The organism is Microcoleus sp., from assembly GCF_041354475.1.
Taxonomy (GTDB): Bacteria; Cyanobacteriota; Cyanobacteriia; order Cyanobacteriales; family Microcoleaceae; genus Microcoleus.
The window spans coordinates 1-23,626 of the sequence record NZ_JBGJZU010000062.1 but is presented as its reverse complement, the minus strand read 5'-3'; the positions used below and the strand labels follow the sequence as shown (position 1 = coordinate 23,626).

Genomic DNA, 23,626 nt, shown 5'->3' with positions numbered 1-23,626 from the left:
AAGTATCCGAATTAGAGCACAGTCGCTCCCAATTACAGTCAGATTGGGAAACAGCACATCAAGAGCGATCGCAATATTATACGCAAATTGCCGAAATGCAAAGTCAATTAGAGACGGCGCAACAACAGCAAGCTAACCTGACAGCTCAAGTATCCGAATTAGAGCACAGTCGCTCCCAATTACAGTCAGATTGGGAAACAGCACATCAAGAGCGATCGCAATATTACACGCAAATTGCCGAAATGCAAAGTCACTTAGAGACGGCGCAACAACAGCAAGCTAACCTGACAGCTCAAGTATCCGAATTAGAGCATCAGTTAGCAAATTTCGATCGCGAAAAGTTGCAACTAAGTACACAACTATCAGAAATCCCAGCACAATCCCTCACGGGCGATGGAGAAATTGAAACACCCGCTGCTGAATCTGAGGAAATTGCAGCATCAACTTTCCACGATCGAATCTCCAATAGCCTAGAACTGGTTGTTTGTCAACAAGGTCAAGGTAATTATACTACAATTAACGAAGCACTACAAAATGCAGCACCAAACACTCGAATTTATGTGAATCCTGGCTTATATTTAGAAAGTCTCATCCTCGATAAATCTGTGGAAATTATCGGTAAAATAGAAGCGGGAAGTATTGTTGTTCAAAGTACCAATTCTAACTGCCTAAAAATGCAAACAGCATCGGCTTTAGTGCGAGGTTTAACCCTAAATGCTACGGGGAACTATTATGCGGTTGATATTCGTGAAGGAGAGTTAGTCATCGAAGATAGCGATATTACTTCTGCCGACTATTCTGTGGTGGGAATTTGCGGGCATAATGCTGCTTCTGTAATGCGTCGCTGTCAAATTCATGACGGGATATGGAACGGAATTTTTATGTCCGATAGCGCCCAACTAACGGTGGAAGATAGTCATATTTTTGGCAACGGTACTGTAGGAATTGGTGTCGGATTGGGAGGGAAATTGATTGTACGCAGGTGTCGAATTACTGGTAATGGCTCTGAGGCGATCGCACTTTATAGAGATGCTATTGCGAAGGTGGCAGATTGCGATTTGACAGGCAATTCTGGCGGTGCTTGGCGACTGGTAGATAATGGATATGTGGAAGGAAAAAATAATCAAGAATAAATATACAGCGATTCCCGCTGCAAGAGCGACGCACAAACATGAATCCTCAACATTTAATAAATTGGTTTGTTAATTGCTCCAGGGAGCATCCCGATTTTGGGAAACACGCCTAGAGGGGCTTTCGCATTCGCGTTGAAAATCTCTGATCTATCTATAATATCGTTTCCGGTTGTATCGGAATGATTAAACCACAGAGAACACAGAGGACACAGAGAAAGAGAAGAGAGAAATAATAATTCCGATGTCAACGGATTTGATATAAGATATGGGCGCGAATGCGAATCCCCTACAAAAATGCGATGCACCCCACTTTTGTACCTCATAACAGCAGGAACCGCTGTAGCAATCCTTGGGGGAGTCGTAATTTTTTTACCCCACCCCAGCCCTCCCCGCGAGTTCGGGGAGGGAGTAAGAAATTCAGAAATGATGCGAGAATTGCTATATCTTCTAAATCAGGACCGCTGATATCGCATTCCCGGTAACTGGGACACTAATCCTAATAATTCTAATTGCAATAGTGCACTAGAAATTTTGCCGGTATCTAATCCTGTGGCTTGGACAATGCAATCAAAAGCAATCGGACCAGATTCGATCGCACTTAACACCAAAGCTAATTCCCTATCCAATGCTGGCTCTTGCTTTTGTGGAGGCGGATTGACTGGAAATAGGGACAATTGTTGGGGACAATCCAATTTGGGGATAGCTCCCAGCATTTCTAACAATCGTTCTTCGCTCAAAAGTCGATCGCTATTGGGCAGAATTGGATGAGCACCTTTACTCAATAATTCCAAACATCCAAAGGAAAGTTCATCATCTAATCTTGATGTCAAAACATAGACATCCCGGCAAAAATCATTAGCTTGATAAGCGGTAATTAAAGCACCAGATTGGCGTGGAGCTTCTATGACTATGGTAGCACGAGTTAAACCAGCAATTATCCGATTTCTCCGGGGAAAATTAGTTTTATTTGGTTGAGTACCAGCGGGATATTCACTAATTGCTAATCCCTGCTGCAAAATGCGATCGTACAACTTATCATTTTGCCTAGGATAAACGATATCAACTCCCGTGCCTAATATGGCAAAAGTCCGCCCTCCCGCACCCAAACAGCTTGTATGAGCTTCTGTATCGATTCCAGCCGCCAATCCCGACACCACAGTAAAACCGCTTTTAGCTAAAGCAGCACTAAATTTACGAGCCCATCGTCTACCATATTCCGAAGGAGAGCGAGTACCCACAATTGCTACTGTGGGCGTAATTCCTTGACTTTCTTTGGTATCAACTGTACCCCGATAATATAAGACTGCTGGCGGATTGGGAATTTCTAATAATAAACGAGGGTAATCTCCATCGGCTGGTGTCCAAAAAAGGGGATTTTTGATGAGATGTTGTTCAATAAATTGTTCGGGATTAATCTTTTTTCGTTCTGCTATTACTTTTTCAATAGTCTGTTTACCAAAGCCTTCAACTTGGCATAAATCTAGGGATTTTGCCGTCCAAGCTGTTGCTAAACTCTGAAAATGTTCCTGCAATCTTTGTAATAAAATCGGCCCGATGCCGTTAATTTGAGACCAAGCCACCCAGTAAGTGCGTTCTTCTGTCATGAATTGCCCTCAATTACTGTTGATTTAATTAGTTATGGACATCCCCAAAATTATTCTGGGCTTGGCATTCTGCTGTTCCAAGACTGGCTTTTTAGGAGATGTCTATTTTATCATTTTTCAACAACGAGTTTATTGATATTTTTGATACCCGATTTCCCAGAATTTGTTGGGTATCTGACTATAGGGTGATGGAACCGGAGCCGATCGCTACCATCTATCCTTTCGGGAAAGTGGCAGAGTGGGAATTGTTGGCACTTTTCCTGATAAATCAGAGGCTGGGCGTATTTTGGAGATAGTAAGCCAAACTCTCTGGCCTAGCGATTCTGGCTGCTGACACTAGAATCGCGATCGCCCGATGAGCGATCGGCAAGCACTAACTCCTCCTAAGTAATTTTACGCTTATGCGAGTATCAAATGTAGCTTTTTTGACTCTGGCTGCCCTCGCATCCCAGAATTTAACTGCTAATGCTAGCAAAACTCCCGCTCCACCTCCCGCTGCTCCTCAAACACCACAAAGCAGCAACTTTGTGGATGCCATAAATAATACCGTAGCCCGTCCCGCTCATTCTATTAGCGCCCCAGAGACGATCGCCCACGAACAATTTTCCCCACGCATTGCTGTCAAATCCCAGACAGGTTTGCTGGTAGCGACAGCGCCACCCCAGTCATCTACCCCAGCCAAAACCCAGGAAAAAACTACATCTTCATCCGGCGATGAATTGACCAAATCCTTACAAGAAACTTGGCTAGCTAAATTAATCGAATCCGGTACTCAAACCATCCCCCAAGCTCGCGATGCTTTCGATTTTCTCTCACCCCGCGCTGGTGGCAATATCGACTCGGAATATAGTTTTAATCATACTGTAACTTTGCTTAATATTTTGCTGATTCTGGGGACCATATTTCCCCCAGTTAGCATTGCTTTTTTTTGGATGATGCGACGGCTGGTAGTCAGACAGTTGGTGGCTGATGCCAATAAACGATTACAGGGAATTGGTGTATTAGAATCAGAATTAATCAATTCTAGTCAGTTGAATCAAAAATTGAGAGATGAATTAGAAGCACAAATGAGTGCCGCCAAACAATCCATTGATTTTTTAAGTAAAGAAACTGAAGTTTCTAAATCTTCTGTCGAGCAAATAGAAACTCTCAAGTCTCAATTTCTGATGCACCTGCAAGTTTTGCTGACTGAAGTTTACGAAAAAAAATCTCAAATTGTTCAAGAAATTTCTCAACTCCCCGCCGTGGTAGCCCAGGAAGTTGTCAAAGTCCCACCAACACCTCCCTCCAACAACTCCCCAGAGTCACAAGTAGATTCGGTTTCTAGTGAGGACAATAATTTGATTGCTGATGATTATATCAAGCAAGGGGAAGGGCTTTATTTTCAAGGCAAATATGATGAGGCAGTAGTCTGCTTTGAAAAAGCTATTTTAACGAATAATAATTTAGATATGGCTTGGTATTGGCGCGGAAATGTGTTAATAAAATTGCAAAAGTACGAAGAGGCGATCGCCTGTTATGACCAAGCCATATCTATTAAATCAAATAACTACCAAGCCTGGTATCATAAAGCTAATTTGCTGGGAAAATTGCAAAAGTACGAAGAGGCGATCGTCTGTTACCAGCAAGCAAGTGCGATCGAACCCACAAATTATGCTCCCTGGCACAATATCGCAGCTTTATTGGGGAAATTGCACCACTACGAAGAGGCGATCGCCAGTTACGATCGCGCCCTCGCCATCAAAGCAACCGACAGCGAAATTTGGCACAACCGAGCCGTGATGTTGGGCAAAATACAGCAGTACCAAGCAGCAGTCGATTCCTACGATCGAGCGATTGCCATCTATCCCAATAGATACGAAACCTGGTACAATCGAGGTAATGTGTTGTGGAAATTGCTGCGCTACAAAGATGCGATTGATTCCTACGATCGAGCCATCAGCATCGCCCCAGACAAATATGAAGTTTGGTACAATCGAGGTGCTGTTTTGGGCAACATACACCGCTATCTGGATGCGATCGCATCCTATGACAAAGCCATTGCGATTAAATCAAACGACTTTGAAATTTGGCACAACCGAGGTACAGCTTTCGAGAAACTGTTGGATTACGCACCCGCGATCGCATCTTACGAAAAAGCGATCGAAATTAACCCTCAGTGTTATGAAGCTTGGTTTGGTAAAGGTGAAGCCTTAGCAAAATTGTACCGAAACCAAGAGGCGATCGCAGCCTATGAACAAGCGGTTGCGATTAAGCCAGATTCCTACAACGCTTGGCATCACTTGGGGACAGCGTTGTCGCAATTAAAGCGCTATGAAGAAGCAATGACAGCCTACGATCGAGCCATCGCTATCCAGCCAGAAAACGAGGAAGCAAGGCGCGATCGCCGCACTCTCATCTCAGAACTATAGCAGATGTTGAAGGCAGAAGGAATAATCGCCATAGAACCCCGACTTTGTAAAGAAGTCGGGGTTCTGTGTTTGATGTTTTTGCCAGTTAGATTTATCTGTCATGGGGCATTTGAGGCGGAGCCTCCAGATATTTATTCCCAGACAGAGCCTGGGAACAAGGATGCAACTAATTACCTATTACCCATTACCAGTTCTCGATCTTACCTCCTATGAGATCTCGAAAGGCTGTATCTATTTTTTCAACAATTGTCCTGAAAATATCTCATTGTTTAGAAGCATAGAGGTGGACTATATAGACAATTATCTATCCGCAGATATCGCTGGAATAACTATTAAGATTACCGCCTAATATTTCAAACAAATGGGAACTTTATCCGAGCAGCTTTCTTCTGAGATATTAACAGGGTAGGAAAACAGATTTACCAGACGAGGTACTAGCAAGCAAAGATTGCCCTAGGCAATTATTTGACTTAACGGATAAGTATAGTCAATTCTGACATAAATACCGGATTGTTGCACCAATCATACGTCTATAAAAATAGTGCAATAAATCCCTAAAAAAATTCTACAGGTGCTTCTACTAAAGGCAAAAAAAACTAATCTGTGGAATTAAAAAAATGGCAAACATAACAGGAACTCTAGGCGCAGATCTCATACCTGGAACTTTACCAGACGGTCGCGTAATTAGCCTAGGCAGCTTGCTAGGCGACGATACAATCAGTGGACTTGACGGTAATGATGCCATCGGTGCAGGGTCAGGAAACGACCTCGTATTCGGCGGCCCCGGCAATGATATTCTTAATGGCAACGAAGGCGACGACCAAGTATACGGTGGCAAAGACGACGACCAAGTATACGGTGGCAAAGGCAACGACTTAGTAAGAGGCGACATCGGCCGCGACAGCGTGTTCGGTAATGACGGCAACGACTCGATATTCGGCGGTAAAGACAACGACTCGATGTTCGGTGGTAAAGGCAACGACTTGATTCTGGGCGACCTCGGCGACGACGTACTCTACGGCGACCTTGGTTCTGATACCATGAGCGGTGGTGGTGGAAATGACCTGTTTGCGATCGGGCGAGTAGGCGACGGCAAACCCACAGCCACTACTGGCGGCCCCAGCGTCTCCGATGCCGACTTCATTACTGACTTTCAACTCTCCGGGAACGATGTCATCCAGTTATTTGGCGGACTGCAATTCAGCGATTTGCAATTCATCGACGGCACCGGCTCCAACGGCATCAGCATCGGCAACACCCTCGTTCGCGATACCGGCACCGGCGAATATTTAGTCAACCTCCAAGGTTTGACTGCTGCACAACTGAGCGCAAATCCGGGTTGGTTTCAATCATCCGGGGTGCCCACACCCACACCAACCCCCACACCAACCCCCACACCAACCCCGGCACCCACACCGACACCAGGAACAACACCTACAAGTGTCTTCAGCTTCAGCACAAATAATTACTCTACCCCTGAAGGCAGTCCCGCCACAGTCACAGTGATTCGCACGGGCAATACATCGGCTCCCGGAAGCATCAGCTTTGGTACCGTTGATGGTTCAGCCCTTTCTACCGGCTCGGCTACTGATTATACTGCCACCACAGGAACGCTCAATTTTGCGGCCGGGCAAACTAGCGCCACTTTCACTGTCCCCACTTTGGCCGATGCTATTAGCGAAGGCCCAGAGACAGTCAATGTATTTCTCAACAACGGTAATGTAGGTACTCTGAATCCAGCCACTGTTACCATTTTTGATGGTGGAAGTGCCCCAGCTCCGACTCCGACTCCGATTACAACTCCAACGCCTGCAAGCGTCTTTCAATTCAGCCAAGGCAGTTACACGGTGAATGAAGGCGGTGCCGCCACCATTACAGTCACTCGCACTGGTGGCACTGGTGCAGCAACAATTAACTACGCCACAGTTGACGGTTCAGCTACTTCTAGCGGGACAGCACCTGACTACACCGTTGCTGCGGGTTCCCTCAACTTTGCGGCGGGGCAAAATAGCGCTAGTTTCACGATTACTGCTCTGAGCGACATGATGCTGGAATCGCCAGAAACCGTAAACTTAGTGCTCAGTGGCGGTACTGTCGGCAGCAATCCGGCAATCTTGACGATTAATGATGTTGTGCCGACACCCACTCCAGTTCCGACTCCGACTCCAGCCACTGCGACAGCAACCCAGTTCGTTTTCAGTGCGGCTACTTTCAGCACCCAGGAATCATCTGGCTTTGCTACGGTGACAGTCAATCGCGTCGGGCCCAATACGGCTCCCGCAAGCATTAGCTACGGTACTCTTGACGGCACGGCATTATCGACTGGGACCTCGGTTGATTATTCCTCTGCTGCTGGTGTACTAAACTTTGGCCCTGGGGAAACTTCCAAGACTTTCAGCATCTTTGTCAATCCTGATACACTGCCTGAAATGAGTGAGACTGTTAACCTATTTCTCAACAACGGCCCCGTCGGCACTCCGTCAACAGCAAGACTAGACATTATTGACGGTAGCGGCAGTGCATCTGGCAATGTCTTCCAGTATAGTGCGTCTAATTACGGCACGATCGCCACTCAGGGCGGTGGCACAACCGTTACAGTTAGTCGCTCAAGCGGCCTAGGTGCAGCATCGGTTGACTATATTATTCTGGCGGGTACTCCCGGCAGCGGCCCTGCACCTGTATTTGGTACAGACTACTTGCTTAGCCCAGGCGGCACCACTGGCGGTACTCTGTCATTTGCCAATGGCCAACTCAGCCAGACATTTACGGTTCAAGACAACCAATTTAGTACCAATAATGGGACTGTGCGCTTAGGTCTTGCTAACCCTACTGCTGGCTACAGTTTCGGCAGTACAGCGGCAACAAGCATTACTCTGATCTAAGGTGATTTGCAGGGTGGAAAATGTCTGCCCTGCGCGATCGCAAAAACCTGTATTTTGAACACTTTAATTCTCTTGTTGTAGCCTGTGTTCTTTACAGACTTCCTGGATATACCGCTCCGTTTAGGGCGGTTTTTTGTTGTTTTGAAGTAATACTATTTATTAAAATACAATGGTAAACTTAGGCTAACTGCCGAAAAAGGAGAATAGTTATGTCTGTTCAGATGCAAAGACGGCTATTTACAGTCCAAGAATATCACCTGATGAGTGAGGCTGGTGTTTTTGACAAGAATGAACGAGTGGAATTGATAGAAGGAGAAATCATCCAAATGGCTGCAATTGGTAAGCGTCATGCCGCCCGTGTCGATCGCCTCGCAGACTTATTTTACGACAAAGTGCGAACAAGTGCGATCGTCCGAGTACAAAATCCGATTTGCCTTAATGATAAATCTGAACCTCAACCTGATATTGCTTTAGTACAACGTCGTGCTGATTTTTATGAAGCATCCTTACCAAATAGTCAGGATATTTTGCTGTTGGTAGAGGTAGCAGATAGTACGGTTAATTATGACCGCGATGTGAAAGTACCTAACTATGCTCGTTCTGGGATTCAGGAAGTATGGTTGTGGGATTTAGAAGCTAATTGTTTGGAAGTTTACCGCAATCCCACGGCAAATGGCTATACTTCAATCCAAAAATTTGAGCAGGGAGAAATTGTTTCACCCTTGGCTTTTCCTGATTTTGAAGTGAGTGTTAATTTGATTTTGAATTAGCCTACTTTAGCAGTATGTAGAATATTAGAAGCACAAATAGTAAACTTAGGGTAACTGCCGAAAAAGGAGAATAGTTATGTCTGTTCAGATTCAAAGACGGCTATTTACAGTGCAAGAATACCACATGATGAGTGAGGCTGGTGTTTTTGCTAATAACGAACGAGTGGAACTAATAGAAGGAGAAATCATCCAAATGGCCGCAATTGGTAAGCGTCATGCCGCCCGTGTCGATCGCCTCGCACGACTATTTAGCCAGATTTCAGAGTCTCTGGTAATTTTTCGGGTGCAAAATCCGATTTCCCTTAATGATAAATCCGAACCTCAACCTGATATTGCTTTACTCAAACCCCGTGCTGATTTTTATGAAGAATCATTGCCAAATAGTCAGGATATTCTGCTGCTGGTAGAGGTAGCAGATAGTACAGTTAATTTTGACCGCGATGTGAAAGTACCTAACTATGTTCGTTCTGGGATTCAGGAAGTATGGTTGTGGGATTTAGAAGCTAATTGTTTGGAAGTTTACCGCAATCCCACGGCAACTGGCTATACTTCAATCCAAAAATTTGAGCGGGGAGAAATTGTTTCACCCTTGGCTTTTCCTGAGTTTGAAGTGAGTGTTAATTTGATTTTGAATTAGCCTACTTTAGCAGTAGCTAGAATATTAGAAGCAAAAATAGTAAACTTAGGCTAACCGCCAAAAAAGGAGAATAGTTATGTTTGTTCAGACACAAAGACGGCTATTTACAGTCCAAGAATACCATCTGATGAATGAGGCTGGTGTTTTTGCTAATCATGAACGAGTGGAACTTATAGAAGGAGAAATCATCCAAATGGCAGCAATTGGTACTCGTCATGCTACTTGTGTGCGGCGACTGATCCGGCAGTTTCGCCAAATTCCTGAAGAAAGTGCTATTTTGGATGTTCAAAACCCAATTCGGTTAACTCAACGTACCGAACCTCAACCCGATCTAGTTTTGCTGCAATTCCGTTTAGACTGCTACGCTACAGCCCATCCAATACCGTCAGAAGTTTTGCTGTTAGTTGAGGTTTCTGATAGTACAGTTGATTTTGATCGCGATGTGAAAGTACCTAACTATGCTCGTTCTGGGATTCAGGAAGTATGGTTGTGGGATCTTGAAGTTAACTGTTTAGAAGTTTACCGTTATCCAACGGCAAATGGCTATACTTCCATCCAAAAATTTGAGCGGGGAGAAATTGTTTCACCGCTAGCTTTTCCTGATTTTGAAGTGAGTGTTGATTTGATTTTGAGTTAGCCTACTTTAGCAGTAGGTAGAATATTAGAATCAAAAATAGTAAACTTAGGCTAACCGCCAAAAAAGGAGAATAGTTATGTCTGTTCAGACTCAAAAGTGGCTATTTACTGTCCAAGAATATCACCTGATGAGTGATGCTGGTGTTTTTGCTAATGAACGAGTGGAATTGATAGAAGGAGAAATTATTCAAATGGCTGCAATTGGTACTCGTCACGCAAGTTCCGTTAAGCGTCTCACTAGATGTTTTAGCCTCATTCCAGAAGAGCTGGCAACTCTGGGTGTTCAAGACCCCATTCAGTTGACAGAAAAAACTGAACCTCAACCGGATGTTGTCTTGCTGCAACCTCGTGCTGACTACTACGCCACAGCCCATCCAGTACCGTCAGAAGTTTTGCTATTAGTTGAAGTAGCCGACAGCACTGTTGATAACGATCGCAATATTAAAGTCCCTATCTACGCTCGTTCTGGGATTCAGGAAGTATGGTTGTGGGATCTTGAGGTTAACTGTTTAGAAGTTTACCGCAATCCCACGGCAAATGGCTATACTTCCATCCAAAAATTTGAGCGGGGAGAAATGGTTTCACCGCTAGCTTTTCCTGAGTTTGAAGTGAGTGTTAATTTTATCTTGGGTTAGGGAGATTAGCTAGTAGTAGTTTGAATATTACTAGCAAAAATGGTAAGCTTAAGCCAACTGTTGAAAAAGGAGAATAGTGATGTCTGTCAAAATGCAAAGACGGCTGTTCACATTACAAGAATATCACCTGATGGGTGAAGCTGGCATTTTCGGTGAAGATGACCGAATAGAATTGATAGAAGGGGAGATTGTGCAAATGGCTGCAATTGGTACTCGTCACGCAAGTTGTGTAAACCGCCTCGCGCGAAGGTTCAGCTTGATTCCTGAAGATCTGGCGACTTTTGCTATCCAAAACCCAGTTAAGTTAACCGATCGCACTGAACCTCAACCGGATGTTGTATTGATACAACCTCGCGCTGATTACTACGCCACAGCGCATCCAGTAGCGTCAGAAGTTTTGCTATTAGTTGAGGTTTCGGATAGTACAGTTGATTATGACAGAGATGTGAAAGTATCCATTTACGCGCGATCGCTAATTCAAGAAGTTTGGCTAGTAGATTTAGTGGAAAATTGTTTGGAAGTCTACCGCCAACCAAGCCCGAACGGTTATAGTTTAATGCTCAAGTTTTGGCGCGGTCAACAAGTTGCGCCCCTGGCTTTTCCTGAGTTTGAAGTGAGCGTTGATTTTATCTTGGGTTAGGCTGATTTTTTTATGTTTAGGATTTACGCATCGAGGCTTAGAAACCGGGTTTTTTGGGTCGCAGCGCGTCCAGGACTAATATTATTAAACTTTACTAATTTCGCTGGCGATTGTAACTCGCGAAATTTCGCTCCTTCCTTCTTCCTTCTTCCTTCTTCCTTCTTCCTTCTTCCTTCTTCCTGAATTTCCCCCCTTGGGGGGGGCTGGGGGGGGTGACTTCTTCCTTCTTCCTTCTTCCTTCCTTCTTCCTGAATTTCCCCCCTTGGGGGGGGCTGGGGGGGGTGACTTCTTCCTTCTTCCTTCTTCCTTCTTCCTTCTGCTATAATCAGTTTAATTCCTCAAATAGCGCAAGTTCTATGACAGTTGCCAAACCATTTGAATTGGAAGTCACCCATCTCCCAGACCACACTGAATTACCAGAGTCGGACGGTACTTTTGTGAAAAATTTTCAAGAACTTCCTCAAAGCATTATTCTCACTGATTCACTCAGACCAATATTGCAACAAATTCATCCTGATGCACGCTACCGCATCGGTCAAGATTGCGGGATTTATTGGCGTTTAACTGACCCTCTAGAACGTGGTGCAGAAGCACCTGATTGGTTTTATGTGCCGAATGTTCCCCCACTATTAAATGGTGAGGTGCGACGTTCTTATGTATTGTGGAAAGAATACGTTGCACCGCTGATTGTTTTGGAATTTGTGTCGGGGAATGGTTCAGAAGAGCGAGATCGAACTCCGCCTCCCGAACTCGGTCAACCAGAAGCACAAAAGGTTGGCAAATTCTGGGTTTACGAGCAGGCGATCCGCGTACCTTTTTATGGAATTTATGAAGTAAAAAAAGCTGCTGTAGAAATGTATCATTTACAGGATAATCGCTATCAGCTAATGAGTGCAAATGAGCGCGGTCACTATCCAATTCCTCAGCTTGGAGTTGAGTTGGGAATTTGGCAAGGTGAATATGATGAGATGAATTTACCTTGGTTGCGTTGGTGGGATAGTGAAGGTAATTTGTTGTTAATTGGGGAAGAACGTGCGGAAAAAGAACGCCTTCGCGCAGAACGAGAGCGTCTTCGTGCTGGAGAAGAACATCTTCGCGCAGAGGAAGAACATCTTCGCGCAGAGGAAGAAAAACAACGGGCCGATCGCCTTGCCGAAAAATTGCGCGAAATGGGGATTAATCCTGATGAAGTCTGAGGTTTTTTTCGGGTGTTAAATGGGGGTACGATCGCACTTTGTGCAACTCTAGAAATATCAGAAATCTGGAAAGTGCGATCGCACTTCCCATCTCCCCATCTCCCCATCTCCTCACCCCATCCCCTTATTAAGATTTCCTTAATTGCTTTGATCGGATACAGACATCAGTGCTACTATTAAAAGCTTAGCTAGGGGTGCCCGAAAATCCGGGCTGAGAAACACCCTTAGAACCTGAGTCTGGGTAATACCAGCGGAGGGAAGCTGTTTATCAAGGAAATCAAATATGCGTACCGAATGGATCGCTAAGCGTAGCGGGCAGAGCAATGTGAGTCAAATGCACTACGCCCGCCAAGGTGTGATTACTGAAGAAATGCACTACGTCGCTAAGCGAGAAAATCTCCCGGCCGAACTGATCCGCGCCGAAGTAGCCCGCGGACGGATGATTATTCCAGCTAATATCAATCACCCGAATTTGGAACCAATGGCGATCGGCATCGCCTCCAAATGCAAAGTCAATGCTAATATCGGCGCATCTCCCAACTCTTCTAATATGGCAGAAGAAGTTGACAAGCTGAAATTAGCAGTTAAATACGGTGCTGATACCGTCATGGACTTGTCCACCGGTGGTGGTAATCTGGATGAAATTCGTACTACCATTATCAAAGCTTCACCAGTGCCGATCGGCACAGTACCAATTTACCAAGCTCTAGAAAGCGTTCATGGTAACATGGAAAGTCTGACCGCCAATGACTTTCTTCACATCATTGACAAACACGCTCAACAAGGTGTTGATTACCAAACAATTCACGCCGGAATTCTGATTGAGCATTTGCCATTAGTCAAAAATCGGATTACTGGCATTGTTTCGCGCGGTGGCGGCATTTTGGCCCGGTGGATGCTACATCATCACAAACAAAATCCCCTCTACACTCACTTTAACGACATCATTGAAATCTTCAAAAAATACGATGTTTCGTTTAGTTTGGGAGATTCTCTGCGCCCCGGTTGCACTCACGATGCTTCTGATGATGCTCAATTAGCTGAACTCAAAACATTGGGACAATTAACTCGCAAAGCTTGGGAACATGACGTGCAGGTAATGGTGGAAGGCCCAGGCCACGTTCCGATGGATCAAATTGAGTTTAATGTCAAGAAACAAATGGAGGAATGTTCCGAAGCACCCTTCTATGTTTTGGGACCCTTGGTGACAGACATTGCTCCCGGTTATGACCATATCACTTCGGCGATCGGCGCAGCCATGGCTGGTTGGTACGGCACTGCCATGCTGTGCTATGTAACACCGAAGGAACACCTCGGTTTACCCAATGCTGAAGATGTCAGAAATGGGCTGATTGCCTATAAAATTGCGGCTCACGCGGCTGATATTGCGCGGGGTCGTCCGGGTGCGCGAGACAGAGATGACGAACTCTCAGCAGCCCGTTACAACTTCGATTGGAACCGTCAATTTGAGCTGTCTTTAGATCCAGAACGGGCCAAGGAATATCACGACGAAACTTTACCAGCAGATATCTACAAAACTGCTGAATTCTGTTCGATGTGTGGGCCTAAGTTCTGTCCGATGCAGACGAAAGTTGATGCCGATGCTTTGACAGAATTGGAGAAGTTCTTGGCTAAGGAACCTGTGGCGCAACGCTAACCCGATTGATTGGTAGGGCGGGCATTTTCCGCCTTACTTAATGTTAAATTTGTTATATTAAAAGGAGTTTCGGCAAAGGAGAATCGCGATGTCCCTTCAACTTCTAAGACGGCTATTTACGGTGAAAGAGTATCATTTGATGAGTGAAACAGGGATTCTTTCTGAAACCGATCGCGTTGAACTCATTGAAGGAGAAATTATTCAAATGGCTGCAATTGGGACTCGTCACGCCACTGCTGTGAGACGACTTAACCGACTTTTCCACCGATTACCAGAAGATAGAGTTATCGTTGATGTTCAAAATCCAGTTCAGTTAAGTGAACGTACTGAACCGCAGCCTGATGTGGTATTGCTTCAATTTCGCGATGATGATTACGGGACAGCACATCCAGTTCCTTCAGAAGTGTTACTTTTAGTAGAGGTAGCTGACAGTACAGTGGATAATGACAGAGATGTCAAAATTCCGATTTATGCCCGATCGCTCATTCAAGAGGTTTGGCTGGTCAATTTAATTGAAAACTGCTTGGAAGTATACCGCCAGCCCACACCGAACGGCTATAGTTTAATACTAAAGTTGTATGCTGGTCAAGAGGTTGCACCGATCGCCTTTTCTGATTTTACAGTCAGTGTAGATTCGATATTCGGTGCGGGCGATCGCACTTCCTCAACCCCCGACTAATTTGGAATTATTTTACCACAGAGAGCGCAGAGAGCGCAGAGAAAGAGAATAGGAGAGAGATAGCATAAATTGCCTGATTGATGCCGATTAAACTGCATTTTGCAAAGGAACTTGTTTTGCAGAATATAAGACATTCTGAATAACTTCTTCAGCAACAGTTGTCACTACATTGACGCTGACACTATTACCAATTTGATGATAGGCTTTATCATCATTGGAATGCAAACTAAAATTATCTGGAAAACCTTGTAAACGCGCCGCTTCACGGGGCGTAATTCTCCGAACTCGGTGATGATGATAAACTCCTAATCTATTAGCATCGCTAGCAACAACTGTTACAGAAATATTAGCAGGGTCAAGGAATTTATATACTTCAAAGGAAAAGTTACCCGATACAGGTTTGTAAAGTTTATTATGCCGTTGCAGATACTTTTTTGTTACCAGGGAATCTAAAATTTCATCGAGATGGGGATGAGCAAAAAAAGTAGCTATTTGCTCTTTAGTTAAAAGCTTCCCATCTTGGTGGTTGCCAAATTCTTTATTGCGCCTTTTCAATATAAAAAGATTCATCAATTCAATTTCTGCGATACTGCACTCGCCTCGCAAACCCAATTCCCAAGAATGAATGGAATTGCCACCACGATAGTCGATTAGCCGCATTCCGTGCAAGCGATTGAGGTCGTTGTTAACGATTTGTTTCAAAGCCTTGACAAATTCTGGGGAACAATCATATTTTGCATCTGGATTATCTTCTAATATGTCTGCAACTGTGACTGGTTTATTTAAGGGATAAAATAATGATAGTTGTTGATGGTTAGAGGAATGGGAATCTTTTGGTCCCAAGTCGGAAATTAAGTTATATTGCGGAACAGTATTTAAAACTCCGACTAGGTAAACTCGGACGCGGTTTTGAGGTAAACTAAAGTTAGAGCTGTTGAGTACAAAATAATCGAAGCTATAACCTCGGCTGGTCATTTCGCCTTTGATAGTTTCTAGGGTTTTTCCGCTGTCGTGGGAGACAAGTCCCCGCACGTTCTCGAAAATAAATGCTTGAGGTTGGAAAGTGTCAATAAGTCGTATAATCTCAAAAAATAGTGTGCCTCTGGTGTCTCCAAAGCCTGCTTTTTTGCCTGCGTAGGAGAAAGATTGGCAAGGAAATCCTGCTAGTAATATTTGATGTTCTGGGAGTTGGTCAATTAGTCGGATATCGCCTGAAGGTGTGTCGCCAAAATTTGTCTGGTACACTGATTGAGCGTCGGGATTAATTTCGCTACTTAATACGCATTCTGTTTGCAGATTCAAGGAACTAGCGGCAGATTCAAAGGCTAATCTCATGCCACCTATTCCTGAGAATAAGTCAATGAAACGGATTTTTGGCATGGCGATTAAGCGGGCAGTCAAACCTCAGATATTCTACTATTTTTTGAGCGAGGCAGAGCCTCTAGATATTCATTACCAGGCAGAGCCTGGTAACGAGAATCTTCTTCTCTTCCTTCGTGTTCTTTGCGCCTTCGCGGTTGATTAAATCTTAGGACTTATTAGCTATCCACTCCTGAATATCCTTAATTGTAAACACCGCCTCAAAATCCAAGCCAACAGAGCGATAAAATCTCATGCCACCTATTCCTGAGAATAAGTCAATGAAACGGATTTTTGGCATGGCGATTAAGCGGGCAGTCAAACCTCAGATATTCTACTATTTTTTGAGCGAGGCAGAGCCTCTAGATATTCATTACCAGGCAGAGCCTGGTAACGAGAATCTTCTTCTCTTCCTTCGCGTTTATTCTACTATTTTTTGAGCGAGGCAGAGCCTCTAGATATTCATTACCAGGCAGAGCCTGGTAACGAGAATCTTCTTCTCTTCCTTCGCGTTCTTTGCGCCTTCGCGGTTGATTAAATCTTAGGACTTATTAGCTATCCACTCCTGAATATCCTTAATTGTAAACACCGCCTCAAAATCCAAGCCAACAGAGCGATAAAACTCCGCCCCACCTTGCTCTCTATCGATCAGAGACAAAATGCGATCGACCTTATAACCCGCACCCCGTAGCCTCTCCACCGCCTGCATCGCTGACTTACCCGTCGTCACCACATCCTCCAAAACCACCACTTTCGCACCCTCAGACAGCGTTGGCCCCTCAATATACGCCATTGTTCCATGTCCTTTGGCTTCCTTTCTGACAATCAAAGCTGGTATTGGTCGATCGCCCAAAGCCGAAACCACACTCACCGCAGTTACAATTGGATCGGCCCCCAAAGTCAAACCAGCCACAGCGTCCACATCCGCCGACAGCATCGACAACAGCAACCTCCCCGTAGCCAAAGCACCTTCAGGATGCAGTGTCACCGGTTTGCAGTTAATGTAATAGGAGCTTTTCTGTCCCGAAGACAACACAAAATCCCCCTCACGATACGCAAAAGAGCACAACAAATCCAAAAGTCGATCGCGCCACACCTTCAAATCTTCAACATTCATAACTGACACCTTGTACAAAACAAAAATAATCTGCCGATAATCAGTCTATATTGGAACCGTAATTAATTTAGAAGCTTCAATATCATGGGCCACAAGTTAAAAAGCTTAAGTAGTATATTGATGATGACAGTCGTTTCTGCCACCTTAGCATCCGTCAAACCAGCCCAAGCAGAACCAGCTAGATTTCACCCTATCTCCGACGATTTCAATCGGCAATTCTTTCAGAGTTCAGGAGACTTTTACCACAACGTCAGCCTCCAAGGTTACTTTGGCGATTACTTAGGCATCGGTTCCCCCAGCGGCGTAGTTGCCTTTCCCGAAAAAGAAATCGAGCGGGACGCCAGTCGCGTCAACGGCTTTTACCGACAAATGATGCAGCGCCAAGTTTCCAGCGATCCAATTCTCCGCGTTCCAGATGCAGTCAATCCCTTCGATTCATCTGTAATGGCACTGCCTCCAGCTTGCCAATTCGCACCCCAGCCCAGTGGCTGTTTCCCTACTGCTACCGGAGTGCAAGAACAGTTGCCCGCTTCCGAGCAACAGCCACAGACAGTGCCTGGCCCAGTTAGGGGTTTATATCAAATATCACCCAATGGCCGAAATTAAGGGCCTAGGATTTATAAGTAGTCATAGACTCAATCCGCAGAGCGAGTGGGTAGCGGGTTACTGACTAACCCTTTAATAATTAAACTTTGGGCGGATTCATCCCCCAAAGTTTGTCCTTAAGAATCCCCGCGTCTTCAGACCGGGGAGTGTCAAGCAATTGTTTACTATTAATCGATCGCCACGCACCTGACTCGCTTCACAAGATTGCGCGTACCACCTATACATAGAATATGCTGTATATCAAAAATACCCTCTCAATCTCTCAGTATAATTGCTCTGGCGATTAATTTTTTTGGTTAAGCGATCGACCTCGCAGTAGATTTTCCGCAATATTACTTAATAAATCTCCCCATCTTCATCAAAAATTTATTTAAACAGGTATTTTTCAGCAAAACTTTATAGAGATTCTCTGAAAATACTGTTAGAGTTGCTACAACATTCAAAAATAGTTTCGGATGCAAGTCGCGAAATCGGGGAATTGTTATATTTTTTTTACCCCCAGTCAGGTGTATTATGCCAAATTTAAATAGTAAAGTTTCCCTAAGTGCGATCGCCTTTATCGACACAAGAGTACCAAATTATCAAAGTTTGGTGGCTGGGGTAACACCCGGTACGGAAGTAGTGGTTTTGGATGGTAATCGGGATGCGATCAAGCAAATTACTCAAATCTTAGCTTGTCGTACCAATATTGACAGCATTCATATAGTTTCTCACGGTGCTCCCGGTAGTTTGCAAGTGGGTAATGGTAGCTTGAATGCAGATAATTTGTCAGCTTATTCGGAACAATTGCAGCAGTGGCGGAGTGCTTTTACAGACAGTGCGGATATTCTGATTTACGGTTGCAATGTGGCATCTGGGCCTCGCGTTTATCCGAGAGTCCGCCGGGGAATTAATTCCCCGTCTCATAGCGAAAGTCGGTTGAAACCGACTGGGAAAAATTCATTTATTCAGTCATCTTTAGATGACTTGTGCTATGAGACGGGGGTTTCAACCACCGGCGGTATCGGGGAACAAACGAGAAATTTAGATGTAGATTTAGATTTATATCTAGACGGTTTCACCTTCATCCAGCGAATTGCCCAACTCACAAATACCAACGTTGCCGCCTCCAAAAGCCTCACCGGAAGCGCGACAAAAGGTGGCGACTGGGAACTAGAAACAAGCACTGGATCGATTAAAACACCGCTAGTATTTGAACCAGAAGTATTAGCAGGTTACGAACACGTTTTGAATAGTTTTGGTACAGCCACAAACTTTCCCGTAAGTTCAAATCCTGTCTTCGTCGGTGTCGGTGATTTTAACGGCGATGGTATCAAAGATTTAGCTGTGGCCAACAGTGCCGCGGCCAACAGTGGCAACGGTTCTGGCACATCAATTCTGTTAGGAAATGGTACGGGCAGCTTTGGCACCGCTACTCTGTTGCCACGGGGAACAACAGCCCTTGCTGTTGCTAAATTTAATACAGATATCTATGACGACTTGGTTGTAGATAATGGCAGTGGTTCTGTATCACTATTTTTGGGGAGCAGCACTGGCTTGAGTGCTCCCACCAGCGTGACTTTAAACCCTGTCAGTGCTGCTCAATATATTGCTGTGGGGTATTTTGACAACAACAACACATTGGACTTAGCTGTGGCAACCAATCGGGGTACCGGCAGTCCCAATACTAATGGTGTTGTCTCTATTCTGTTGCAAAATCCCGACGGGACTTTTAGCGCACCAGCCAATTCTTTGGTAGGAATACAGCCCACTTCCATAACGGTGGGCGATTTTGATGGCGACGGGAAACAAGACGACTTAGCTGTGACAAGTCGCACCGGTAACACAGTTTCAATTCTGTTGGCAAACGATAGTGGAGTCTTTACCAATGGCCCAACTATTCCAGTGGGAACGGGGCCGTATTCGATCGTAGTGGGGAAGTTTGACGCCGACAATACAGACGACTTGGCTGTAGCTAATCTTACTTCTACAAACGTCTCAATTCTGTTACAAAAAACCCCTGGAACTTTTACCACTGCTCCCAATTTAGCAGTGAATACAACTTTCCTGGCTGCCGGAGATATCGACGGCGACGGCAAGTCAGATTTGGCTGTGACGAATGGTACAACTAAAGCTGTATCTGTTCTGTTGGGAAAAAGCAATGGTGAATTTAGCACTTCGATCGACTTTCCGGTAGGTTCTGCTAATTCTTCTCCCTCTTCCGTTGTACTGAAGGATATTGATGGAAATGGCAAGCTGGACATTGCTGCAACTAACTTCTCAGACAATAATGTTTCGGTGCTGCTCAATACACCCAATACAGTCAATTTCGGTGCAGCAACTTACAGCGGTACAGAAGGAAGCAGTGACACAGTAGTTAATATTCCCGTCACCATCAGCGGCACTCCCTTGGGCGATGTAGTTGTACCAATTGTTATCAATCCCAGTAGCACAGCCACCCAAAATTCAGACTACACCTTTTCACCTACTTCAATTACATTCCCCGCAGGTGCAACAGGCGTGGCACTCACCAAAAATGTTGCAGTTACTATCAAACCCGACAATCTACCTGAAAACGCCGAAACCGCAATTCTCAACTTTGGCACAATTACCGGAGGCGTTGCAGGTACAACAAAACAAACAACACTAACTATTGCAGCTAACGATCAACCTTCAAACCTAAGTCCTTACAAAATCGACCTCAAAACAGGCACAATTACTGGTCAGCCAAACCCGTTTATTTCTCTAGTAAATACCCCAACGGACTCCAACTCAGACAGTTGGTTAGAAGCGGTAGCTAAAATTACTTTTGACGGCAACATCAAGAAAGCGAAATTTATCGTTGAATACGACAAAGCCCCGTCAGGATGGACGGTAAATCTAGGCGACTCAAAATCTAACGACGGCTATGGAGGGGATGGAGGCGATCAAAGTCGTGATGCCGAGGTGCAGATTGTTAACGGGAGTATGGCAGTTTTTGGCAATGACTACAATACACCCGCTGGCGGAGAACTTACCGCAGGAAATGTGCCTAACTTTGTGAGTAACGGTTCCCGCGTCGAGTTAGAAGTCAGCAACGAACAATTTGCGTGGGATAACAAAAGCGGACTAAAAAATAGCTTGAATTCGCCGTATCTTTACGCCCTCAACGGTCAAGCTGATGCTGGCGGGCCTGTCAATTCGGAGATTTACGCCGGGTTTAACAGGGTGATTTCTGGGCCTTTTGATCGCATCGGATCGGGTGCTAGTAAAGTCACAATTCTGCTCAATCCGATCGACTACGCAGTTAGTGCTGGTACTGCAACCCTTACTGAAGGGAATTCCGGCAAAACAGGAGTCACATTTACTGTTAATCGCAGCGGTTCCACTGAGTTTGCAAGCAAAATAGATTATGCGATCGCGGGTACTGCTACAAACGTTAGCGATTACAACAATATTGGCGGCACATCCGGTGCAACTGGCGCGACTGGTACGATTAATTTTGCAGCGGGCGAGACATCGAAAACTATTACTCTGGATGTGTTAGGCGATGTGGCGATCGAAGCCAATGAAACGATTAATGTTACGCTGTCAAATCCCTCTGCATTAGATTCTACCCCCACAATTACTACGGCTGTGGCGACAACAACCGTAACTAATGATGACACTGCTGGCATCACTGTCAATCCCAAAACATTATCAACTACCGAAGCAGGCGGAAAAGCTACTTTCACAGTCAAACTTAACACTCAACCAACTGCTGACGTTACCATCGGTTTGAGTAGTGACAATGTAGCTGAAGGAACTATTGGGACTAATAGCTTAACTTTCACTCCGGCTAACTGGAACCTAGAGAAAACAGTAACGGTGACTGGGGTGGATGATTTTGTAGCTGATGGAAATGCAGTTTACAAAATTGTGACGGCGGCTGCTGCTAGTGCTGATGCTAATTACAATAGCCTGAATCCTGATGATGTTACTGTCACCAACACTGACAATGACTCTCCGGGAATTATTAGTATTACCCAGAGTACGACGGGGTTAACTACCAGTGAAATTGGCGGCAAAGCTAATTTCACAGTCAAACTAAATTCTCAACCAACTGCTAACGTTACCATCGGTTTGAGTAGTTCTAATGTGGCGGAAGGAACTGTTGCGCCGACAAGCTTAACTTTCACTCCGACTAACTGGAAGCAAGAGCAAACAGTAACCGTGACTGGTGTGGACGATTTTGTAGCTGATGGCAATATAGTTTACAAAATTGTGACAGCGGCTGCTGTCACCACCGACGCTAATTACAAGAATCTAAATCCTTTGGTTCTCACTGTCACTAATACTGACAATGATACTCAGGGAATTACGATTAACCCAACAGCATTGACTACCAGTGAAGTAGGTGGTAAAGCTAATTTCACAGTCAAACTCAAGTCTCAACCAACTGCTAACGTTACCATCGGTTTGAGTAGTGACAATCTAGCTGAAGGAACTGTTGGGACTAATAGCTTAACTTTCACTCCGGCTAACTGGAATCAACTACAAACCATCACGGTGACTGGTGTTGACGATTTGCTGACTGATGGCAATGTAGTTTACAAAATTGTGACGGCGGCTGCTGTCAGCACTGATGCTAATTACAATAATCTGAATCCCTTGGATGTCACCGTCACCAACAGCGACAATGAAACTCCGGGAATTACAGTCAATCCGACGGCGGGGTTGACTACTGGTGAAGATGGCACAAAGACAAATTTTGCTGTGGTTTTGAATACTAAACCCACGGCTAATGTGACTATTGGTTTGAATAGTTCTAATGTGGCGGAAGGAACTGTTTCGACTAATAGTTTAACTTTCACTCCGACTAACTGGGATACAGCGCAACCAGTGACAGTAACTGGGGTTAATGATAATATCGCTGACGGGGATATTGACTACAAAGTTATTACGGGGGCTGCTGTTAGTACAGACCCGAATTACAATAACAAAGATGTAGCGGATGTTGGTATTACAAATCAGGACAATGATAGGGCTGGTGTTTCTGTTAGTGTTACCGAAACAACGGCTACAGAAGGTGGGGCGAATGGCAGTTATGCGATCGAGTTAACGTCGCAGCCGATCGCCCCTGTAACTATCAATCTCACAACAGATAATCAGCTTCAGGCGATCGCCCCTATCACTTTCACTCCGAATAATTGGAATGTATCTCAAACTGTTACGGTGAAAGCTTTTGATAATGCGGTCGTGGATGGGCCGCACAGTGGCACTATTACTCACGGTGTAAGTAGCACTGATACTAAGTATAATGCGTTGGTGGTTCCTGCGGTGACAGTGGCGATCGCAGATAACGACGTAGCGCCGACACCGACACCAACACCGACTCCAACTCCCACACCTACAACTGGTACACCAACTCCCACGCCTACAACTGGTACACCAACTCCAACGCCTACAACGGGTACACCAACTCCCACGCCTACCACTGGTACACCAACTCCAACGCCTACAACGGGTACACCAACTCCAACGCCTACAACTGGTACACCAACTCCAACGCCTACAACTGGTACACCAACTCCCACGCCTACAACGGGTACACCAACTCCCACGCCTACAACTGGTACGCCAACTCCAACGCCTACGGGAACACCGCTACCGCCAAATTCGCCCACACCGACACCAACTCCCACATCTGCTGGCATCACCGTCTCC

General features: G+C 45.0%; 18 protein-coding genes and 1 riboswitch. Of the genes, 14 read left to right on the top strand and 4 right to left on the bottom strand.

The features are described from left to right. Nucleotides 1–1,133, top strand: a 1,133-nt coding sequence (locus tag ACBR23_RS20825; RefSeq protein WP_371125675.1) for a right-handed parallel beta-helix repeat-containing protein, incomplete at its 5' end; no start/stop codon positions are given. A gap of 452 nt (nucleotides 1,134–1,585) precedes the next feature. On the opposite strand, the gene dprA is transcribed toward ACBR23_RS20825, so the two are convergent. Next, the gene (dprA, locus tag ACBR23_RS20820) at nucleotides 1,586–2,737 is read right to left on the bottom strand and encodes a DNA-processing protein DprA (RefSeq protein WP_371120379.1); all 1,152 of its coding nucleotides are present in this window, start codon (nucleotides 2,735–2,737) and stop codon (nucleotides 1,586–1,588) included. Nucleotides 2,738–2,835: 98 nt separating this feature from the next. On the opposite strand from dprA, the gene ACBR23_RS20815 reads away from it, so the two are divergent. From ACBR23_RS20815 to ACBR23_RS20765, 11 genes are all read left to right on the top strand, one after another. After that, nucleotides 2,836–3,033, top strand: coding sequence for a hypothetical protein (locus tag ACBR23_RS20815; RefSeq protein WP_371117437.1), 198 nt, complete (start codon nucleotides 2,836–2,838; stop codon nucleotides 3,031–3,033). Between the two features lie 105 nt (nucleotides 3,034–3,138). Next, on the top strand, nucleotides 3,139–5,148 hold the full coding sequence (locus ACBR23_RS20810; protein WP_371120380.1) for a tetratricopeptide repeat protein: 2,010 nt from the start codon (nucleotides 3,139–3,141) through the stop codon (nucleotides 5,146–5,148). A 617-nt stretch (nucleotides 5,149–5,765) separates the two neighbouring features. After that, nucleotides 5,766–8,030, top strand: a complete 2,265-nt coding sequence (locus ACBR23_RS20805; RefSeq protein ID WP_371120381.1) for a Calx-beta domain-containing protein — start codon at nucleotides 5,766–5,768, stop codon at nucleotides 8,028–8,030. Nucleotides 8,031–8,239: 209 nt separating this feature from the next. Then, nucleotides 8,240–8,800 carry a Uma2 family endonuclease gene (locus ACBR23_RS20800; protein WP_371120382.1) on the top strand — a complete coding sequence of 187 codons (561 nt, stop codon included), beginning with the start codon at nucleotides 8,240–8,242 and terminating at the stop codon, nucleotides 8,798–8,800. Nucleotides 8,801–8,876: 76 nt separating this feature from the next. Further along, nucleotides 8,877–9,437: a Uma2 family endonuclease gene (locus ACBR23_RS20795; RefSeq protein ID WP_371120383.1), complete on the top strand. Its 561-nt coding sequence runs from the start codon at nucleotides 8,877–8,879 to the stop codon at nucleotides 9,435–9,437. Between the two features lie 76 nt (nucleotides 9,438–9,513). Then, nucleotides 9,514–10,074, top strand: a complete 561-nt coding sequence (locus ACBR23_RS20790; protein ID WP_371117442.1) for a Uma2 family endonuclease — start codon at nucleotides 9,514–9,516, stop codon at nucleotides 10,072–10,074. Nucleotides 10,075–10,150: 76 nt separating this feature from the next. Further along, a complete protein-coding gene (locus tag ACBR23_RS20785) occupies nucleotides 10,151–10,708 on the top strand; it encodes a Uma2 family endonuclease (RefSeq protein WP_341737006.1) in 558 nt (185 codons plus the stop codon). Nucleotides 10,709–10,787: 79 nt separating this feature from the next. Next, nucleotides 10,788–11,348: a Uma2 family endonuclease gene (locus ACBR23_RS20780; protein WP_341737007.1), complete on the top strand. Its 561-nt coding sequence runs from the start codon at nucleotides 10,788–10,790 to the stop codon at nucleotides 11,346–11,348. Nucleotides 11,349–11,704: 356 nt separating this feature from the next. Continuing rightward, on the top strand, nucleotides 11,705–12,544 hold the full coding sequence (locus ACBR23_RS20775; protein ID WP_371117445.1) for a Uma2 family endonuclease: 840 nt from the start codon (nucleotides 11,705–11,707) through the stop codon (nucleotides 12,542–12,544). Nucleotides 12,545–12,724: 180 nt separating this feature from the next. Then, a riboswitch (TPP riboswitch) is annotated at nucleotides 12,725–12,820 on the top strand. Nucleotides 12,821–12,827: 7 nt separating this feature from the next. Next, nucleotides 12,828–14,201 (top strand): phosphomethylpyrimidine synthase ThiC, encoded by a 1,374-nt coding sequence (gene thiC, locus ACBR23_RS20770; protein WP_341737009.1) that lies wholly within the window; start codon nucleotides 12,828–12,830, stop codon nucleotides 14,199–14,201. Nucleotides 14,202–14,289: 88 nt separating this feature from the next. Continuing rightward, complete coding sequence (locus tag ACBR23_RS20765; protein ID WP_371120384.1) at nucleotides 14,290–14,880, top strand: Uma2 family endonuclease; 591 nt, start codon at nucleotides 14,290–14,292, stop codon at nucleotides 14,878–14,880. Between the two features lie 87 nt (nucleotides 14,881–14,967). Here the strand turns inward: ACBR23_RS20765 and dcm are convergent, their stop codons facing one another. The 3 genes from dcm to pyrE all read right to left on the bottom strand — a co-directional run bounded on the left by dcm (nucleotide 14,968) and on the right by pyrE (nucleotide 17,356). Further along, the gene (gene dcm, locus ACBR23_RS20760) at nucleotides 14,968–16,281 is read right to left on the bottom strand and encodes a DNA (cytosine-5-)-methyltransferase (protein ID WP_371120385.1); all 1,314 of its coding nucleotides are present in this window, start codon (nucleotides 16,279–16,281) and stop codon (nucleotides 14,968–14,970) included. 127 nt (nucleotides 16,282–16,408) lie between these two features. After that, nucleotides 16,409–16,561, bottom strand: a complete 153-nt coding sequence (locus ACBR23_RS20755; protein ID WP_371117448.1) for a hypothetical protein — start codon at nucleotides 16,559–16,561, stop codon at nucleotides 16,409–16,411. Between the two features lie 219 nt (nucleotides 16,562–16,780). Continuing rightward, a complete protein-coding gene (pyrE, locus tag ACBR23_RS20750) occupies nucleotides 16,781–17,356 on the bottom strand; it encodes an orotate phosphoribosyltransferase (protein ID WP_371117449.1) in 576 nt (191 codons plus the stop codon). Nucleotides 17,357–17,476: 120 nt separating this feature from the next. On the opposite strand from pyrE, the gene ACBR23_RS20745 reads away from it, so the two are divergent. Together ACBR23_RS20745 and ACBR23_RS20740 are read left to right on the top strand one after the other, a co-directional pair. Beyond that, nucleotides 17,477–17,962, top strand: a complete 486-nt coding sequence (locus ACBR23_RS20745) for a hypothetical protein (protein ID WP_371117450.1) — start codon at nucleotides 17,477–17,479, stop codon at nucleotides 17,960–17,962. Between the two features lie 513 nt (nucleotides 17,963–18,475). Further along, nucleotides 18,476–23,626, top strand: a 5,151-nt coding sequence (locus tag ACBR23_RS20740; protein WP_371125674.1) for a DUF4347 domain-containing protein, incomplete at its 3' end; no start/stop codon positions are given.

Coding starts and splice junctions, on each gene's coding strand:
- dprA (WP_371120379.1), bottom strand. CDS start 2,737: ATGACAGAAGAACGCACTTACTGGGTGGCTTGGTCTCAAATTAACGGC.
- ACBR23_RS20815 (WP_371117437.1), top strand. CDS start 2,836: ATGTCTATTTTATCATTTTTCAACAACGAGTTTATTGATATTTTTGAT.
- ACBR23_RS20810 (WP_371120380.1), top strand. CDS start 3,139: ATGCGAGTATCAAATGTAGCTTTTTTGACTCTGGCTGCCCTCGCATCC.
- ACBR23_RS20805 (WP_371120381.1), top strand. CDS start 5,766: ATGGCAAACATAACAGGAACTCTAGGCGCAGATCTCATACCTGGAACT.
- ACBR23_RS20800 (WP_371120382.1), top strand. CDS start 8,240: ATGTCTGTTCAGATGCAAAGACGGCTATTTACAGTCCAAGAATATCAC.
- ACBR23_RS20795 (WP_371120383.1), top strand. CDS start 8,877: ATGTCTGTTCAGATTCAAAGACGGCTATTTACAGTGCAAGAATACCAC.
- ACBR23_RS20790 (WP_371117442.1), top strand. CDS start 9,514: ATGTTTGTTCAGACACAAAGACGGCTATTTACAGTCCAAGAATACCAT.
- ACBR23_RS20785 (WP_341737006.1), top strand. CDS start 10,151: ATGTCTGTTCAGACTCAAAAGTGGCTATTTACTGTCCAAGAATATCAC.
- ACBR23_RS20780 (WP_341737007.1), top strand. CDS start 10,788: ATGTCTGTCAAAATGCAAAGACGGCTGTTCACATTACAAGAATATCAC.
- ACBR23_RS20775 (WP_371117445.1), top strand. CDS start 11,705: ATGACAGTTGCCAAACCATTTGAATTGGAAGTCACCCATCTCCCAGAC.
- thiC (WP_341737009.1), top strand. CDS start 12,828: ATGCGTACCGAATGGATCGCTAAGCGTAGCGGGCAGAGCAATGTGAGT.
- ACBR23_RS20765 (WP_371120384.1), top strand. CDS start 14,290: ATGTCCCTTCAACTTCTAAGACGGCTATTTACGGTGAAAGAGTATCAT.
- pyrE (WP_371117449.1), bottom strand. CDS start 17,356: ATGAATGTTGAAGATTTGAAGGTGTGGCGCGATCGACTTTTGGATTTG.
- ACBR23_RS20745 (WP_371117450.1), top strand. CDS start 17,477: ATGATGACAGTCGTTTCTGCCACCTTAGCATCCGTCAAACCAGCCCAA.